Genomic DNA, 14,420 nt, shown 5'->3' with positions numbered 1-14,420 from the left:
GCTCTAGCGCTTGATCTTCGCCAGAATGCGGTCCGCCTCGGTGCGCCAATCCGCGCTGCGGGCAAATTCCTTCGTTCCCTTCGCGCCGAACAGGCCCTCGTCGGCAAGATCGGCCACCCAGGCCTGACGCTCGGCCGTGCCCTGCGCCGACCACGGCGTCAGCCCTGCCTCGCGCACGGTTTCGGCGACCTCGCGCACCTCTTCGGCGCGGCGGCGGCCGTGCTCTATCACGCGCTGGAAGAAATAAGCGCCCTGCTTTTCCCAATTAATGGCGGGGAAGGTTTCGGTGAGCGACGCCAGCACGGCATCCTCGACGCCATAGGCGCGTGCTGTGGTGAAGCTTTCGATGACCATGGCCTCGAGACCCTTGATCATGATGCTGCGGCACATCTTCACGGCCGAGGACACACCGAGCTTGTCGCTCGCAACCTTGGCTGCAAAGCCGATCGAATTCAGCAGCGGCTCTAGCTCCCTCGCCCCAGGACCGCCCAACAGCAATGGCACTTTGATCCGATAAGGCGGCACTGAGGTCATCACGGCGCCCTCGACATAACGCCCTGCGGCGCCGTCGATCAGCGCCGCCGCGCGCTGCTTGGCGCCCGGCGAGGCCGAGTTGAAGTCGAGAAACCAGGTGCCCTGGTTGATCGCCGCCGCGCAGGCCTTTGCGACCGGAACGGCCTGGCTCGCGGTCACCGCAGAAATGATGAAATCGGATTTTGCAGTCAGCTCGGCATGAGAGGCTGCGAGCTTCACGCCGAACTTCGTCGCATGCGCCGTCAGCGCAGTCCCCTGCTCGCTGCCAAGCTTGATGTCATACGCAGCGACCTTGATGTCCTGCTGGCGCAGGTCTTCGGCCAGTATCCTGCCGACCTCGCCGTAACCAACCAGCCCGATCTGCCACCGCTTCGGATCAGCCATCAGTTCAGTCCTCGTGTCGTCGCGTCGAACAGCTCCTCGACCGCATAGCGGCGCGGGATCAGTGCCTGTTGGAACGCGTAGTCGACGATCAACTCCAACGGTTTTCGGTTCGCCTCGATCCCGAACGGAACGAAGTCGGGTGTTGCCGCAGGCCCCATCCGTTCCTTGTTCCGCTTGAGCAGATCATAGACGCCCGCGACCACGTCAGGGCGCGATTTTGCAAGCTGCTCGGTCACGACCACGAGGTGATTGACCGGCACCACGCCGCGGCGCGCATACCATTTCGCGGCCTCCGCAGCCGGATCGAGGAATAGCGGCTTCAGCTTGGGATTATCGGAGGTCTCGCCGAGAACGGCGTCGACCTCGCCGTCGAGCAGCATCTGCAAGACCTTCTTGTCCTTCGGCGCACGCTCGGTGGTGTCGACATATTCGGCGACATGCGGATCCTCGAACGTCACCCAGCGGATCTTGTCGAGATTGACGCCATAGTCGTTGGCGAGGATGCCCCTGATCCAGGCTCCCGTCGTCGTCGTGAACGAGCGGATGCCGACGCGCTTGCCTTCAAGATCGGACGGCCCGAGCGTCCCCTGTGCCGGATTGTACAGCGCATGGGTGTGCTGGAAGCGGCCCATCATGGTCGCCGGCAGCAGCACCAGTGGCTTGCCGTGCGCCTTCGCCATTAGATAGGTGACGATCGCCATCTCGCAGACGTCAAACTCCTGCTCCCGCACCATCGGCTTGAACGCCGCGTTGGTCGGCGTGTACTCGGTGAAGTCGAGGTCGAACAGGTCGGAGCTGAGCTCGCCACTCTTCACCGCCTTGACGTGAGGGTGATTGCCGAGCACGGCCTTCAGCTTGAGACGATCCATCGGTGCGCTCCGCTTCGCTTCAGACGTCCTCGGGATTATCGACGTAGACCAGACCCGCCTTCGCGAGCGCCTCGCGCATGCTGTACATGTCGAGGCCCAGTTCGCCCGAGCCGAGCCGCTTGCGCTTGCCGCCCTCGTCGGCGTTGCGCTTCTTCGCCTTCTCGGTAACCTCGGCGGCATAGCGCTTCGGCACCACCACGACGCCGTCGTCATCCGCGACGATGATGTCGCCGGGATCGACGTTGACGCCGGCGCAGACCACGGGGACGTTAACCGAGCCCAGCGTGGCCTTGACCGTGCCCTTGGCCGAGACCGCGCGCGACCACACCGGAAAGTTCATCTCGTGCAGCGCTTTGACGTCGCGGCAGCCGGCATCGATGATCAGTCCCTGCACGCCACGTGCCTGTAGCGAGGTCGCCAGCAGCTCGCCGAACATGCCATCGGTATTGTCGGTGGTGCAGCCGACGACGAGGATATCGCCCTTCTTGCACTGCTCGACCGCGACATGGATCATCCAGTTGTCGCCGGGCTGCGCCAGCACGGTGACGGCGGGACCCGCGATCGACGCGCCCGCCCAGACCGGCCGCAGATAAGGCTTCATCAGGCCTATGCGACCAAAAGCCTCGTGCACGGTGGAGACGCCGTATTCCGCCATGCCGGCGGGATCGGCGCGCTTGATGTTGCGAACGACGACCGACTTCATGCCAGCTCCTCCGCAACCGTCGGGAACAGGCGCTGATAGGCTTCGCCATAGGTCATGGGAATACCGGTGTTGCGGCTGCCCTGAATGCCTCGATTGAGCGCGACGCGCTCGTAATAGCCCCAGAGATGCTTTTGCGCGGCGAGGATCTGGAACGCCTCGTACTTCTCCTTCCAGACCTCGTCGATCTTGAGGAGCAGATCCGGCTTATAATTGCACTGCTCGGGCTGGTGCGGCTCGAACAGGAACACCGGGGGCGCCGAATATTTGTACTGCGCGCCGGGCTTGTGGCCCATCGCCTGCGCGACCACACGTGTCTCCTGCGCGAAATGCGCCGCGTTGGGATGGTCGAAATTGTAGGGGTCTTCCAGCGCGTGTGTCAGCACGAAGCTCGGATTGAGCTCGCGGTAAATGTCCACCATGCGGTCGAAATGCACCTCGGTGAGCTTCAGCGGATAATCGCCGCAATCGAAGAACTCGATCTCGGCGCCCAGAAGCTTTGCCGCCCGTTCCGCCTCGTCCTTGCGGCCGGCCTTGACCGATTCCAGCGTCGCGCCTTTTTCCTTCCAGGCGAACTGGCTCTCGCCGCGCTCGCCAAAGGACATGCAGACGATCTTCATCCGATAGCCCTTCTTCGCATGCAGCGCGATGGCACCTCCGGCGCGCCAGACGAAATCGCCGGGATGGGCGGTGACTACGAGACCTGTTTTCATGGGAGAGCTCCCCTCTTTCGTTCGTCAGCATCATAGGCTGCCAGCGTCAGGCCGGCAGCAATTTCATCAGGCTGCAACGGCCACGGGTTCCTCGCCGTCGAGTACGCGCTTCAGGCGCTCGCCATCGAGCGCCCCTTCCCATTTGGCAATCGCGATGGTCGCGACCGCGTTCCCGATCAAATTGGTCGGCGTCAGCCCCTGCGACATCAGGCGATGGATGCCAAGCACCAGCGCGACGCTCGTCACCGGAATGGTGCCGGTGGCGGACAGCGTTGCCGCCAGCACGACGAAGGCGGCACCGGCGATGCCCGCCGCGCCCTTGGAGGTCACGAGCAGGATCAGCAGCAGCTCGATCTGCGCGGCAAGCCCCAACGGCGTGTTGGTCGCCTGCGCTAGGAACACCGAGGCGGCAGCGAGGTAGAGACAAGTGCCGTCGAGATTGAAGGAATAACCGGTCGGGATCACAAGCCCGACCACACTCCGCTCGCAGCCGGCCTTCTCGAGCTTGGTCAGCATCCGCGGCAACACCGTCTCGGACGAGGTCGTGGCGATGCAGATCAGCAACTCTTCCCAGATGTAGCGGATCAACTTCAGCAGCGAGAAGCCGCAGAGTCGCGCCACCGGGCCGAGCGCCACGATGATGAAGATGATGCAGGTGAGATAGAACCCACCCAGCAGCTTGCCGAGCGAGGCCAGCGAGCCGACGCCGAACTTGCCGACGGTAAAGGCGATCGCGCCGAACGCGCCGATCGGCGCGGCCCACATCACGAAGCCGACGACGGCGAACACCATCTTTGCGGCAATGTCGATCAGATGAACCAGCGGCGCGGCGCGTTCGCCGAGCTGTACCAGCGCAAAGCCGCACAGCACCGAGATGAACAGGACCTGCAGGATGTTGCCCTCGGCAAAGGCGCCGATGAAGGTCGCAGGCACGATGTTCATCAGAAACGGCACGAAGCCGATCACGGCGGTCTGCTTGACATAAGGCTCGACCGCGCTGGCATTGATGCTGGCAGGATCGATGTTCATGCCGGCGCCGGGCTTGAGCACATTCACTGCGATGAGACCGATGATCAGCGCGATCGTGGTCATGACCTCGAAATAGATGATCGCCTTGACCGCGACGCGCCCGACCCGCGCCATATCGGCCATATGGGCGATGCCATGGACGACGGTGCAGAAGATGATCGGCGCGATCAGCATCCGGATCGCCTTGATGAAGGCGTCGCCGAGCGGCTGCATCTTGGCGCCCGCCTCGGGACTAGCGATGCCAAGCGCGATGCCGGCCGCCATGGCGATGAGCACCTGGATCCAGAGCTCCTTCCACCAGATCCGCCCGCGCGGCTTGTCGATCGCCATCGCGGTCATTCGTCGAACCCAAACAGGCGCGCCGGATTGTCGACCAGGATCTTCTGCTGGAACTCCGGCTCCGGCGCGAACAGCGGGATCAGATCGACGAGGTCGCCGTCATTCGGCATCGCCTTGACGTTGGGATGCGGCCAGTCGGTTCCCCAGATGATGCGGTCGGGCGCAGTCTCGACGATTTTTCGCGCGAAAGGCACTGCATCGGTGAACGGCGGGCCGGCCGAGGACACCCGCTCCGATCCGCAGATCTTGACCCAGCACTTCTCGTCGCGCTGCATCAGCTCGATCAGGATCTTGAACGGAAGCTGGTCGAGCCCGTCGGCGGCTTTCACCCGCCCCATATGGTCGATCGTGTAGCTCAGCGGCAGTTTTGTCAGCATGTCGGCATATTCAGGCAGATCGATCGCATCGAAGTGCAGATCAATGTGCCAGCCGAGCGGCGCGACCATGGCGATGATGCGGTTGAAGACGCGCTTGTCGGGGACGCCGCCGAGATGGCGGACGAAATTGAAGCGGCAGCCGCGGAAGCCGCCCTCGTGCAGCCCGCGAAGCCCGCGCTCGGTAATGGTGTCGTCGATATTGGCGACTGCGCGATAGGCCCCGTTGCTCTGCGCGATGGCGTCGAGCGCTACCGTGTTGTCGATGCCGTGCACGCTGGCATTGACGATGACTGCGCGTTCGACGCCGAGCTTGGCGTGCAAGACCTTGAAATCCTCAAGCGGCGCATCCGGCGGCGTGTAGGATCGGTCCGGCGAATACGGATATTTCGCGCCGGGCCCGAAGATGTGGCAATGCGCATCGCAGGACAGCTTTGGCAGCTTGAACTTCGGCGTCCGCGTGTTCGGATCGGGCGGCGGGATGGTCGGCGTGTACATGATGTTCATCAGCTGAATTTGAACAGGTGGGCGGGATTGTCGACCAGCAGCTTCTGCTGGATCTTCGCGTCCGGCGCATAGAGAGGAATCAAATCGACGATCTCGCCGTCATTCGGCATCACCTTGACGTTGGGATGCGGCCAGTCGGTGCCCCAGATGACGCGGTCGGGCGAATTGTCGATCAGCGCCTTCGCAAACGGCACGGCGTCGTGGAACGGCTTGCCGGCAGCGGAGGCCCGCTCGAGGCCAGTGATCTTGACCCAGCACTTCTCATCCCTCTTCTGGAGATCGAGCATCGCGGTGAAGCCGGGATCGGCGAGACCCTTCGCGGCCTGAACCGTGCCCATGTGGTCGATCACGTAAGGCGTCGGCAACGCGGTCAGGATCGGCGCGAATTCGGCGATCGTGCCCGGCTCGAAATAGACGTCGATGTGCCAGCCGAGCTCGGCGACGCGGTGCACGATGCGCTGGAACTTGGTCATATCGCCGACGCCGCCGAGGCGCTTCAGGAAGGCGAAGCGGCAGCCGCAGATGCCGCCTTTGTCGAGCTTTGCCAACTCCTTCTCGCTCATCTCGTCACTGACATTGGCGATGCCCTTGTAGGCCCCCTCGCTCTGCGCGATGGCATCGGTGACGACGCGATTATCGGTGCCGTGCACGGTGGCATTGACGATCACGCAGCGCTCGACGCCGATCTTCTCGTGCACGCTGCGGAACGTCTCCAGCGGCGCGTCGGCGGTGTTGTAGGGCCGGCTCGAAGAGAAGGGATAACGGGACGCCGGCCCAAAGATGTGGGTGTGGCTGTCGCAGGATTTCGGTGGCAGCTTGAACGACGGTGTCTTCGGATTGGGGTCCGGCGGCGTGATCGTCGGCATCGCCTTGAGTTCGGCTTTGGGCTCAGCCCCTTGCGCACATGCTTCGCTCGAGAGCGCGGCGCCGGCCAGCCCGGTCAAGAGATGCAAGCACTCCCGCCTGTTCATTTCCTCAAACACCCCATCACATGTCCGCTTGCGAGCGGAAGCGCTGTTGCGCGCCTCGCCTCGGGCGATTTCTTTCAAGTCTTGCTGCTTGCAACAGTCCGGCGCCGCGCCGGCGCGGCCTGATCCAGGGCCGGCGCCTGGAACGCCGCAACAGTGGCCTGCACCAACTGCTCGATGGCATTGGCGGGATCGCTGCCGTCAGCCTCGCCGCGCGACAGGCGCGAGACGCGATCCGGCGTCACCAGCGAGTAATAGAGTGCGCCGAGCAGGAAGTGGCTGCGCCAGACGATGTCGGTGCGCGGAATGTGCGGCAGGCTGTCGTGGATCGCGTCGATGAAGGCGTGGCTGGTATCATCAAAGGTCTGCGCGATGATTCTTCGCGCGACCTCGTTGCCCTCGGCCGACATCACGGCGCGCAGCCGGGTGAAACGCGCGCCACCACCCGCGAGATCGCTGCCCGAAGTGAAGGCCGGCACCACATAGGCCCGCACCACCGCTTCCAGCCGGTCCTGGAGATCGCGCACGCGCTTGGCGGCGGCGAGCAGCTCCGAGCGGCGCAAATTCATCGGCCCGCAATGGCGCCGGTAGATCTCCAGCAGCAGGCCATCCTTGGTCTTGAAATGATAGGTGACGCTGCCGGGATTGGCCCCTGCTGCCTGCGCGATGTCGCGCACCGAGACGGCGTTGAAGCCGTTGGTGGCGAACAGCTCCTCGGCCGCGGCGAGGATCGCCTCGCGCATGTTCGGCTTGCGGGCCGTTTCCTTGCTGGTGGGCTTGCGTACCATGTGATTTGTACTATCGTACAAAAGATCAGGTCTCGTCAACAAAAACCACGGGCAACGTCCGGAAGCGGCTCGGAAGACCACCGCGCGGACGCGAATGCTCCAGGGAGTGCTGAATAATGCTGGGTTTGAACACGAAGATCGGCGCCGTGATGCTCGGCGCCGGTCTGCTGCTGGCGGGCCGCGTCGCGCAGGCCGCCGACAATTATCCAAGCAAGCCGGTCCACATCCTCGTGCCCTACGCGGCCGGCGGCGCGGTCGATGTGCTCGCCCGCACGCTCGGACAGGCACTCGCAAAAACCTGGGGCCAGCAGCCCGTGATCGACAACCGCCCCGGCGCCGGCGGCATCGTCGCCTCGCAGGCGCTGACGCAGGCCGCACCCGACGGCTACACGCTGATCCTGGTTGCCAGCGGCCATCCGCTGAACCAGTTCATCTATCCGAGCGTGCCCTACGACACGTTCAAGGATTTTACCGCGATCAGCGAAGTCGCCTCCTCGCCGCTCGCGATCGTCGTGGCAAAGGACAGTCCCTACAAGACGCTCGGCGATCTCCTCGCTGCTGCAAAGAAGGAGCCGGACAAGCTCTCCTACGGCATGTCCGGTAACGGCACCTCGGCGCATCTCGCCGGCGAACTGTTGAAGTACATGTCCGGCACCAAGATCGTCGCGATCCCCTACAAGGGCGGCGCGCCGGCGCTGACCGCGGTGATCGCGGGCGAGATCCCGCTCAGCATCAATCCGCTCGCGGAAGCCATCGGCCAGCTCGAAGGCGGCCCAGTGCGCGCACTCGCGGTGACCTCGGCCGAGCGCTCCAAGGCGCTGCCCGATGTTCCGACCGTCGCCGAGTCCGGTGTATCAGGCTACGACGTCTCGGTCTGGTGGGGTGTGCTTGGCCCGGCAAAAATGCCGCCGGAAATCGTCGCAAAACTCGAGACCGATCTGAAGGCGGCGCTGCAGGATCCGAACGTGCTGTCGACGCTCAGCAAGATTGGCGCAGCCCCGGTCGGCTCCTCCGCCAAGGACTTTGACGCCTACATGCACGCCGAGGCGACCAAATGGGAGCCGGTGCTGAAGGCTGCCGACATCCGCGCGCAGTGAGGTCTCTCACATGAGGACCTTGCTTGGCCGAGTTTCGCACTCCGCCCTGCTCGCCTTCGCGATCGCCAGCCTGTTCGGCGCGCCCGCGCGCGCTGACGGGGAAGCAAAACTGCTGGCGCCGAGCGGCAGCTTGCGCGTCGGCATCTATCCGGGCAGCCCGACCTCGATGGTGACAGATGCAGCCGGCAAGCCGCACGGCCTCGCCTACGACCTCGGCGGCGAGTTGGCGAAACGGCTTGGCGTTCCCATCGACTATGTCAGATTTCAGCGTGTCGCCGACATCGTCACCGCGATCCACGACGGTCAGGTCGACTTCACCGTGACCAACGCTACGCCGGCCCGCGCCAACGAGGTCAGCTTCAGCCAGCCGGTGCTGGCGATCGAGCTCGGCTATCTCGTTCCCGCGAACTCGCCGATCTCAGAGATCGAGGATATCGACAAGCCGGGCGTGAAGATCGGCGTCACCAAGGGCTCGACCTCCGAGCGTACGCTGCCGACGAGATTCAAGAACGCGACCATCGTTCCCGCCGAGAGCGTCAAGATCGCCATCGCCATGTTCGGCCACGGCGAGATCGATCTCTACGCCACCAACAAGCCGACGTTGTTCGAAATGTCCGACCGGATGCCGGGCGCAAAAATCCTGGACGGCAATTGGGGCGCCGAGCATATGGCCATCGCAATCCCCATGGGACGCGAGGCCGCGCTTCCCCTGCTCAACAGCTTCGTCGCGGAGGAGCAGTCGTCCGGCGCGCTGGACACGATCCAGCAGCAGGCGGGCTTGCGCGGCGCGACCAAGGCGACGCGCGAATAGATCGCGGACTTGGGTGACGCGTGCTCCCGTCCAGCGCAATTCAGTATTCCCTCGGTGCAACCGTCGCCGAACTGCGCTATTGCTAGGCGATCATGACCAGACGGACCGGCAGCGCCGATCTTCCTCTCCACACCGGGCGGGTTCCGCCATGGCTGGCGAGCCGCATGGCCTCGCTGGGCGCGATCGTCACGCAGGCGATCGTGCTTCATTACGGCCGCGACGCGTTTCTCCAACGGCTCTCGCATCCGTTCTGGTTCCAGTCGTTCGGCGCCGTGATGGGGATGGACTGGCACTCCTCTGGTATCACCACCTCTGTGATCGGCGCGCTCAAGCGCGGACTCGGCCCGCTCCAGGACGAGCTCGGCATCTATGTCTGCGGCGGCCGCGGCCAGCATTCGCGCAAAACGCCGGACGAGCTGTTGCAGCTCGGCGAGCGCGTTGGTTTTGACGGCGCAATGCTGACCCGCGCCAGCCGATTGGTGGCGAAGGTCGATAGCGCGGCGGTGCAGGACGGCTTTGATCTCTATCTGCACGGCTTCTTCGTCACCGCCGATGCGAAGTGGACGGTGGTGCAGCAGGGCATGAACGGCGACAAGCGCCAGGCCCGCCGCTATCACTGGCATTCCGAGGCGCTGAAAAGTTTTGTCGATGCGCCGCATAGTGCGATCGACGGCCCCGAGCAAGGCGAAATCGTCAATCTTACCGACCACCGCGCCGACCTCTCGCGCACCGCGCAGCTCGAGCTTCTCTCAGACCTCGGCCCCGATCGCATCCTCAGCGAATTCGAGCACCTCACCGGGACTGCGCCGGAGCCGGCACAAGCGATGCTGCCGTATCTGATCATGCCCGCGCATCATGACGTCCGTCCGAAGGACGTGTTCGCGCGACGCCTGCATGGCACGTTGGCTGCCGCCGCCGAGCGCGGCCCGGTCGACTTCCCCGAGCTGTTGCTGACGCCGGGCGTCGGCGCGCGCACCGTGCGGTCGCTGGCGATGGTCGCCGAGGTCGTGCATGGCGCGCCCTATCGCTTCAACGATCCTGCGCGCTTCTCGCTCGCCCATGGCGGCAAGGACCGGCATCCCTACCCCGTCCCGATCAAGGTCTATGACGAGACCATCCGTGTCCTGAAGGGCGCGATCCAGAACGCAAAGCTCGGGCGCGAGGAGGAGATGCAGGCGATCAAGCGCCTCGACGACCAGGCACGGCGGCTGGAACGAACCGCAAGCGGGCCATCGGTCGAGACCTACATCGCGGGAGAACGTGCAGCCTCTCCCGATCTCGACGGCCGCTCCGTGTTCGGCTGGGAGCGCGATGTCGTCGCGTCGCGCAAATCGACGGGCTGACGGTCCGCCGCGACGACCGGCAACTCCGCTATGGCGCGGAGACCTGGCCGCTTGCGCCAGTGAATCTGGGACGCATCGACGGCAAGTCCGAGCTTCGGCCAGCGCGCAAACAGCGCTTCCAACGCGCACGCGCCTTCGATCCGCGCGAGCTGGTGGCCGAGGCAGAAATGGATTCCCGTACCGAAGGAGATATGGCGGTTCGGCTTGCGCGTAAGGTCGAGGTGCTCAGGCTGCTCGTGTATCGCTGGATCCATATTCGCCGCGGCGAGCATGACCATGACGCGATCGCCCTTCTTCAGCCGCACTCCCGCAAGCTCGATATCTTGCCGGACATAGCGCGGCTTCGAGAACTGTACCGGCGAGACGAAGCGCAGGAACTCCTCGACGGCGAGAGCGATGCGGCTTCGATCCTGTTCCAGCCAATCGCGCAGAGCCGGATTCCTGAGAAGCTCATAGACCGAGCCGCTGATGAGATGAGTAGTGGTCTCGGAGCCCGCGGCCAACAACAGGAAGACCATAGAGACCATTTCGTCCGGCGTGATCTGGCCGCCTTCCCGCTCGACCTGGACCAGCTCGGCAATCAAACCCTCGCCACCGTGCGCGCGCGCCAGTCTCAACTGCTGTTCGAGATAGAAGCGCATCTTGCGGAACGCGAACAGCAGCCGGAAGAAGCTGACCACATTCGTCAGCGACGACATGGAATTCGCCCAGGCGATGAACCTCGGACGATCGGCCAGCGGCAGGCCCAGCAATTCGCAGATCACCGACAACGGCAGGATGCGGGCGTAGCGCTGGACGAGATCGGCCGGGCTGCCGTCGGCGAACAGCTCATCGGCAAGGCCGTCGGCGATGGCGCGGATGCGCGGCTCCATCGCGACGATGGCGCGGCGGCGAAAGGCTTCGTCCACGATGCTGCGCAGCCTGGTGTGATCCGGCTCGTCCATCGTCAGCATGTTGTTGGCGATGGTCCTGACCAGCTTCGGCATCCACCAGCGGAGGCCGGCGACTTCGCCATCTTCCTTGCGCAGCGTGAAGATCGTGCTGTCCTTCAGCACCTGCGCGGTCGCATCGTGGGTTGTGGTGATCCAGACGTCGCCGACGAGCGGAAAGCGGGTCGCGACCACAGGGCCGGCAACCCGCAGGGCCGCGATGGCCTTGGGCGGATCGCGAAAGAAAGCCTCGCTGGTGAAATCGATGCGCGGTGCCATGGGATCACCGAACCGGTTGATGGCGCCTCAACGAGATGGTGAGCGACGCCGCGGGCGCAAGGGCCGGAACCGGCCGTTCTTGAGCAGCGGGACTAGCCCCGCCCCGGCGAGCGCGGCCCGGCCTTACGCTGCTGCTGGTTGGTGTACGCGTCCCAATGACTCCAACTGCCATTGCTCAGGCTTTGCATGTCGGTGCCGAGCGGGCGGCGCGTGCGCTTGTCGTGGTCGGCGATCGCGCGTTCGGACTGCGCGATCTTGCGCCTGAGATCCCCGATCGCCTTCTGGGTCTGGCCGTCGCGCTTCGAGGACGCGATCTCGCCCATCGTGAAGCGCGCGGTCTCCAGCGCCTTCAACTCGGCGCGGTTCTTCTTCAACTGAACCCGGTGCCAGGCGATGTTGCTGTCGCTGTCCGCAACCATGTGGGAACTCCGCTGATTCGCTCCCACAGTGTATCGCGCGCCGAATCGGCGGGGCAACGCCCGGCCGAAGGCGAAAATACGGTGTTATTGTGCGGGTCTTCGCGGCTCAGCGCTCGGCAAAGGCCTTTTCGACCACGAACTGGGCGGGCTCGCCGTGGTTGCCTTCGACAAAACCGCGCTCGCCCAGGAGCACGCGGGTATCAGCGACCAGCGCCGGGCTGCCGCAGATCATGACGCGGTCATGGGCTGCTTCCAGCGCCGGCAGGCCGATATCGTCGAACAGCTTGCCCGAGGTGATGAGGTCGGTGATGCGGCCGCGGTTGCGGAAGGGATCGCGCGTCACGGTCGGGTAGTAGATCAGCTGGTTCTGGATGTACTCGCCGAGCATCTCGTCCTTCGGCAGGTGCTCGGTGATCATCTCGCCATAGGCGAGTTCCTTGACATGCCGGCAGCCGTGCAGCAGCACGACCTTCTCGAACCGCTCGTAGGTCTCGGGATCCTTGATCACGCTCAGGAACGGCGCCAGCCCGGTGCCGGTGCCGATGAGGTAGAGGTTGCGGCCGTCCTCCAGGTTGTCGATGACAAGCGTGCCGGTGGCCTTGCGGCTGACGATGATCTCGTCGCCTTGCTTCAGGTGCTGGAGGCGCGAGGTCAGCGGTCCGTCCGGCACCTTGATCGAGAAGAATTCGAGGGTGTCCTCGTAATTGGCGCTGGCGACGCTGTAGGCCCGCAGCAGCGGCTTCTCGCCGACCTTGAGCCCGATCATGGTGAACTCGCCGTTGCGGAAACGGAACGTCGGGCTGCGGGTGGTCTTGAAGGAGAACAGCGTGTCGGTCCAGTGGTGGACGCTCAAAACGCTTTCCTGATTGAAATTGCTCATCTCACCTTCCCTGTCGCGTCAATTGCGGTTCCGAGGCGGCCAGCTATGCGTCGTTTGTACACGATCATTCGTATACTAATGAATAATCCGGCTTGATCCCGCGGTCAAGGCTGCCCAAGATCGGAAGCGTTGCAGTTAGGAATAAGGAGCCCCTTCCATGGCGCATGACGCACCCCAGGCCGCCGGACCCTCGAAGCTCGTGATCCGCAATATCGGCCTGATCCTGTCCGGCGCGATGGAAAAGCCGATCCTGGACGGCGACACCATCGTTGCCGAGAACGGCAAGATCACCGCGATCGGCCGTTTCAAGGACCTCAACACGGACGACGCGACCACCATCGTCGAGGCCAACGGCACCACGGTGGCGCCGGGCCTGATCGACAGTCATGTCCACCCCGTCGCCGGCGACTGGACGCCGCGGCAGAACCAGATCGGCTGGATCGACAGCAACCTCCATGGCGGCGTCACCACGATGATTTCCGCCGGCGAAGTGCACATGCCCGGTCGCCCGCGCGACGTTGTCGGGCTGAAGGCCATGGCGATCTTCGCCCAGCGCGCATTCTGGAATTTGCGCCCCGGCGGCGTGAAGGTTCACGCCGGTGCGCCCGTGATCGAATGCGAGATGGTCGAGGAGGATTTCAAGGAGCTGGCCGCGGCTGGCGTCAAGCTGCTCGGCGAAGTTGGCCTTGGCGGCGTCAAGGACGGCCCGACGGCCCGCAAGATGGTCGGCTGGGCCCGCAAATACGGCATCCAGAGCACCATCCACACCGGCGGCCCCTCGATCCCCGGCTCCGGCCTGATCGACAAGGATGTGGTGCTGGAGGCCGACACCGACGTGGTCGGCCACATCAACGGCGGCCACACCGCCCTGCCCGACGATCAGATCCGTTGCATCTGCGAGGGCTGCAAGCGCGGCCTCGAGCTCGTGCACAACGGCAATGAGCGTTCGGCCCTGTTCACACTGCGCATCGCGCGCGAGATGGGCGATCTGCATCGCGTGATCCTCGGCACCGATGCGCCCGCCGGGTCCGGCGTGCAGCCGCTCGGCATTCTGCGCATGGTGTCGATGCTGTCCTCGCTCGGCGATCTGCCGGCCGAGATCGCCTTTTGCCTGGCCACCGGCAACACCGCGCGGATGCGGCAGCTCGATTGCGGCCTGATCGAGGTCGGCCGCTCCGCCGATTTCGTCATCATGGACAAGGCGCAGCACTCGCCCGGCAAGACCATTCTGGAGAGCGTCCAGCTCGGCGACCTCCCCGGCATCGGCATGACCATCATCGACGGCATCGTACGCACGCAACGGAGCCGCAATACCCCGCCGGCAGGCCGGGTGCCGGAGGTGGTGGCGAAGTAATCTTTGCGCAAACACCAGACCCGTCATCCTGAGGTGCACGCCTTGCGCAGCAAGGCGAGCCTCGAAGGATGAACGGCCGAGATGGTGCAGACGGGCCGTCGCC

Annotated in this window: 15 protein-coding genes; 4 read left to right on the top strand and 11 right to left on the bottom strand. The window is 64.5% G+C overall.

Annotation, left to right across the window (positions count from 1 at the left end; all coding sequences use genetic code 11):
* Positions 1 to 3: 3 nt before the first annotated feature.
* From ACLFLU_RS18715 to ACLFLU_RS18680, 8 genes are all read right to left on the bottom strand, one after another.
* The gene (locus ACLFLU_RS18715; RefSeq protein ID WP_426413628.1) at positions 4 to 918 is read right to left on the bottom strand and encodes a DUF1932 domain-containing protein; all 915 of its coding nucleotides are present in this window, start codon (positions 916 to 918) and stop codon (positions 4 to 6) included.
* Positions 918 to 1,787: an ABC transporter substrate-binding protein gene (locus ACLFLU_RS18710; RefSeq protein WP_426413627.1), complete on the bottom strand. Its 870-nt coding sequence runs from the start codon at positions 1,785 to 1,787 to the stop codon at positions 918 to 920. Before ACLFLU_RS18710 ends, ACLFLU_RS18715 begins: the two co-directional genes overlap by 1 nt.
* A 19-nt stretch (positions 1,788 to 1,806) precedes the next feature.
* Positions 1,807 to 2,490, bottom strand: a complete 684-nt coding sequence (locus ACLFLU_RS18705; RefSeq protein ID WP_426413626.1) for a 4-carboxy-4-hydroxy-2-oxoadipate aldolase/oxaloacetate decarboxylase — start codon at positions 2,488 to 2,490, stop codon at positions 1,807 to 1,809.
* Positions 2,487 to 3,200 (bottom strand): PIG-L deacetylase family protein, encoded by a 714-nt coding sequence (locus tag ACLFLU_RS18700; RefSeq protein WP_426413625.1) that lies wholly within the window; start codon positions 3,198 to 3,200, stop codon positions 2,487 to 2,489. Before ACLFLU_RS18700 ends, ACLFLU_RS18705 begins: the two co-directional genes overlap by 4 nt.
* Before the next feature lie 66 nt (positions 3,201 to 3,266).
* Positions 3,267 to 4,568 carry a C4-dicarboxylate transporter DctA gene (gene dctA / locus ACLFLU_RS18695; RefSeq protein ID WP_426413624.1) on the bottom strand — a complete coding sequence of 434 codons (1,302 nt, stop codon included), beginning with the start codon at positions 4,566 to 4,568 and terminating at the stop codon, positions 3,267 to 3,269.
* Complete coding sequence (locus ACLFLU_RS18690; RefSeq protein ID WP_426413623.1) at positions 4,565 to 5,449, bottom strand: amidohydrolase family protein; 885 nt, start codon at positions 5,447 to 5,449, stop codon at positions 4,565 to 4,567. The genes dctA and ACLFLU_RS18690 overlap by 4 nt, the downstream gene beginning before the upstream one ends.
* Positions 5,449 to 6,420, bottom strand: coding sequence for an amidohydrolase family protein (locus ACLFLU_RS18685; RefSeq protein WP_426413622.1), 972 nt, complete (start codon positions 6,418 to 6,420; stop codon positions 5,449 to 5,451). The genes ACLFLU_RS18690 and ACLFLU_RS18685 overlap by 1 nt, the downstream gene beginning before the upstream one ends.
* A 74-nt stretch (positions 6,421 to 6,494) precedes the next feature.
* Positions 6,495 to 7,205, bottom strand: a complete 711-nt coding sequence (locus ACLFLU_RS18680) for a TetR/AcrR family transcriptional regulator (protein ID WP_426413621.1) — start codon at positions 7,203 to 7,205, stop codon at positions 6,495 to 6,497.
* Positions 7,206 to 7,321: 116 nt separating this feature from the next.
* On the opposite strand from ACLFLU_RS18680, the gene ACLFLU_RS18675 reads away from it, so the two are divergent.
* The 3 genes from ACLFLU_RS18675 to ACLFLU_RS18665 all read left to right on the top strand — a co-directional run bounded on the left by ACLFLU_RS18675 (position 7,322) and on the right by ACLFLU_RS18665 (position 10,456).
* Positions 7,322 to 8,302, top strand: coding sequence for a tripartite tricarboxylate transporter substrate binding protein (locus ACLFLU_RS18675; RefSeq protein ID WP_426413620.1), 981 nt, complete (start codon positions 7,322 to 7,324; stop codon positions 8,300 to 8,302).
* Positions 8,303 to 8,312: 10 nt separating this feature from the next.
* Complete coding sequence (locus ACLFLU_RS18670; RefSeq protein WP_426413619.1) at positions 8,313 to 9,113, top strand: ABC transporter substrate-binding protein; 801 nt, start codon at positions 8,313 to 8,315, stop codon at positions 9,111 to 9,113.
* Positions 9,114 to 9,205: 92 nt separating this feature from the next.
* Positions 9,206 to 10,456 carry a DUF763 domain-containing protein gene (locus ACLFLU_RS18665; RefSeq protein WP_426413618.1) on the top strand — a complete coding sequence of 417 codons (1,251 nt, stop codon included), beginning with the start codon at positions 9,206 to 9,208 and terminating at the stop codon, positions 10,454 to 10,456.
* Here the strand turns inward: ACLFLU_RS18665 and ACLFLU_RS18660 are convergent.
* The 3 genes from ACLFLU_RS18660 to ACLFLU_RS18650 form a co-directional block, all read right to left on the bottom strand.
* Positions 10,357 to 11,664, bottom strand: coding sequence for a cytochrome P450 family protein (locus tag ACLFLU_RS18660; RefSeq protein ID WP_426413617.1), 1,308 nt, complete (start codon positions 11,662 to 11,664; stop codon positions 10,357 to 10,359). The two genes, ACLFLU_RS18665 and ACLFLU_RS18660, sit on opposite strands and share 100 nt — an antisense overlap.
* A 92-nt stretch (positions 11,665 to 11,756) precedes the next feature.
* Positions 11,757 to 12,083, bottom strand: a complete 327-nt coding sequence (locus tag ACLFLU_RS18655) for a hypothetical protein (protein WP_426413616.1) — start codon at positions 12,081 to 12,083, stop codon at positions 11,757 to 11,759.
* A gap of 106 nt (positions 12,084 to 12,189) precedes the next feature.
* Positions 12,190 to 12,963 (bottom strand): ferredoxin--NADP reductase, encoded by a 774-nt coding sequence (locus ACLFLU_RS18650; RefSeq protein WP_426413615.1) that lies wholly within the window; start codon positions 12,961 to 12,963, stop codon positions 12,190 to 12,192.
* A 157-nt stretch (positions 12,964 to 13,120) separates the two neighbouring features.
* Here ACLFLU_RS18650 and ACLFLU_RS18645 point away from each other — a divergent pair, with 157 nt between their 5' ends.
* Positions 13,121 to 14,317, top strand: coding sequence for an amidohydrolase family protein (locus ACLFLU_RS18645; RefSeq protein ID WP_426413614.1), 1,197 nt, complete (start codon positions 13,121 to 13,123; stop codon positions 14,315 to 14,317).
* Positions 14,318 to 14,420 lie beyond the last annotated feature (103 nt).

Origin of the sequence: Bradyrhizobium ganzhouense (assembly GCF_049949285.1) — a bacterium.
GTDB lineage: Bacteria > Pseudomonadota > Alphaproteobacteria > Rhizobiales > Xanthobacteraceae > Bradyrhizobium > Bradyrhizobium ganzhouense.
The sequence above is the reverse complement of the archived record's forward strand: the minus strand, read 5'-3'. Positions and strand labels throughout refer to the sequence as shown.

Coding starts and splice junctions, on each gene's coding strand:
- ACLFLU_RS18715 (WP_426413628.1), bottom strand. CDS start 918: ATGGCTGATCCGAAGCGGTGGCAGATCGGGCTGGTTGGTTACGGCGAG.
- ACLFLU_RS18710 (WP_426413627.1), bottom strand. CDS start 1,787: ATGGATCGTCTCAAGCTGAAGGCCGTGCTCGGCAATCACCCTCACGTC.
- ACLFLU_RS18705 (WP_426413626.1), bottom strand. CDS start 2,490: ATGAAGTCGGTCGTCGTTCGCAACATCAAGCGCGCCGATCCCGCCGGC.
- ACLFLU_RS18700 (WP_426413625.1), bottom strand. CDS start 3,200: ATGAAAACAGGTCTCGTAGTCACCGCCCATCCCGGCGATTTCGTCTGG.
- dctA (WP_426413624.1), bottom strand. CDS start 4,568: ATGACCGCGATGGCGATCGACAAGCCGCGCGGGCGGATCTGGTGGAAG.
- ACLFLU_RS18690 (WP_426413623.1), bottom strand. CDS start 5,449: ATGAACATCATGTACACGCCGACCATCCCGCCGCCCGATCCGAACACG.
- ACLFLU_RS18685 (WP_426413622.1), bottom strand. CDS start 6,420: ATGAACAGGCGGGAGTGCTTGCATCTCTTGACCGGGCTGGCCGGCGCC.
- ACLFLU_RS18680 (WP_426413621.1), bottom strand. CDS start 7,205: ATGGTACGCAAGCCCACCAGCAAGGAAACGGCCCGCAAGCCGAACATG.
- ACLFLU_RS18675 (WP_426413620.1), top strand. CDS start 7,322: ATGCTGGGTTTGAACACGAAGATCGGCGCCGTGATGCTCGGCGCCGGT.
- ACLFLU_RS18670 (WP_426413619.1), top strand. CDS start 8,313: ATGAGGACCTTGCTTGGCCGAGTTTCGCACTCCGCCCTGCTCGCCTTC.
- ACLFLU_RS18665 (WP_426413618.1), top strand. CDS start 9,206: ATGACCAGACGGACCGGCAGCGCCGATCTTCCTCTCCACACCGGGCGG.
- ACLFLU_RS18660 (WP_426413617.1), bottom strand. CDS start 11,664: ATGGCACCGCGCATCGATTTCACCAGCGAGGCTTTCTTTCGCGATCCG.
- ACLFLU_RS18655 (WP_426413616.1), bottom strand. CDS start 12,083: ATGGTTGCGGACAGCGACAGCAACATCGCCTGGCACCGGGTTCAGTTG.
- ACLFLU_RS18650 (WP_426413615.1), bottom strand. CDS start 12,963: ATGAGCAATTTCAATCAGGAAAGCGTTTTGAGCGTCCACCACTGGACC.
- ACLFLU_RS18645 (WP_426413614.1), top strand. CDS start 13,121: ATGGCGCATGACGCACCCCAGGCCGCCGGACCCTCGAAGCTCGTGATC.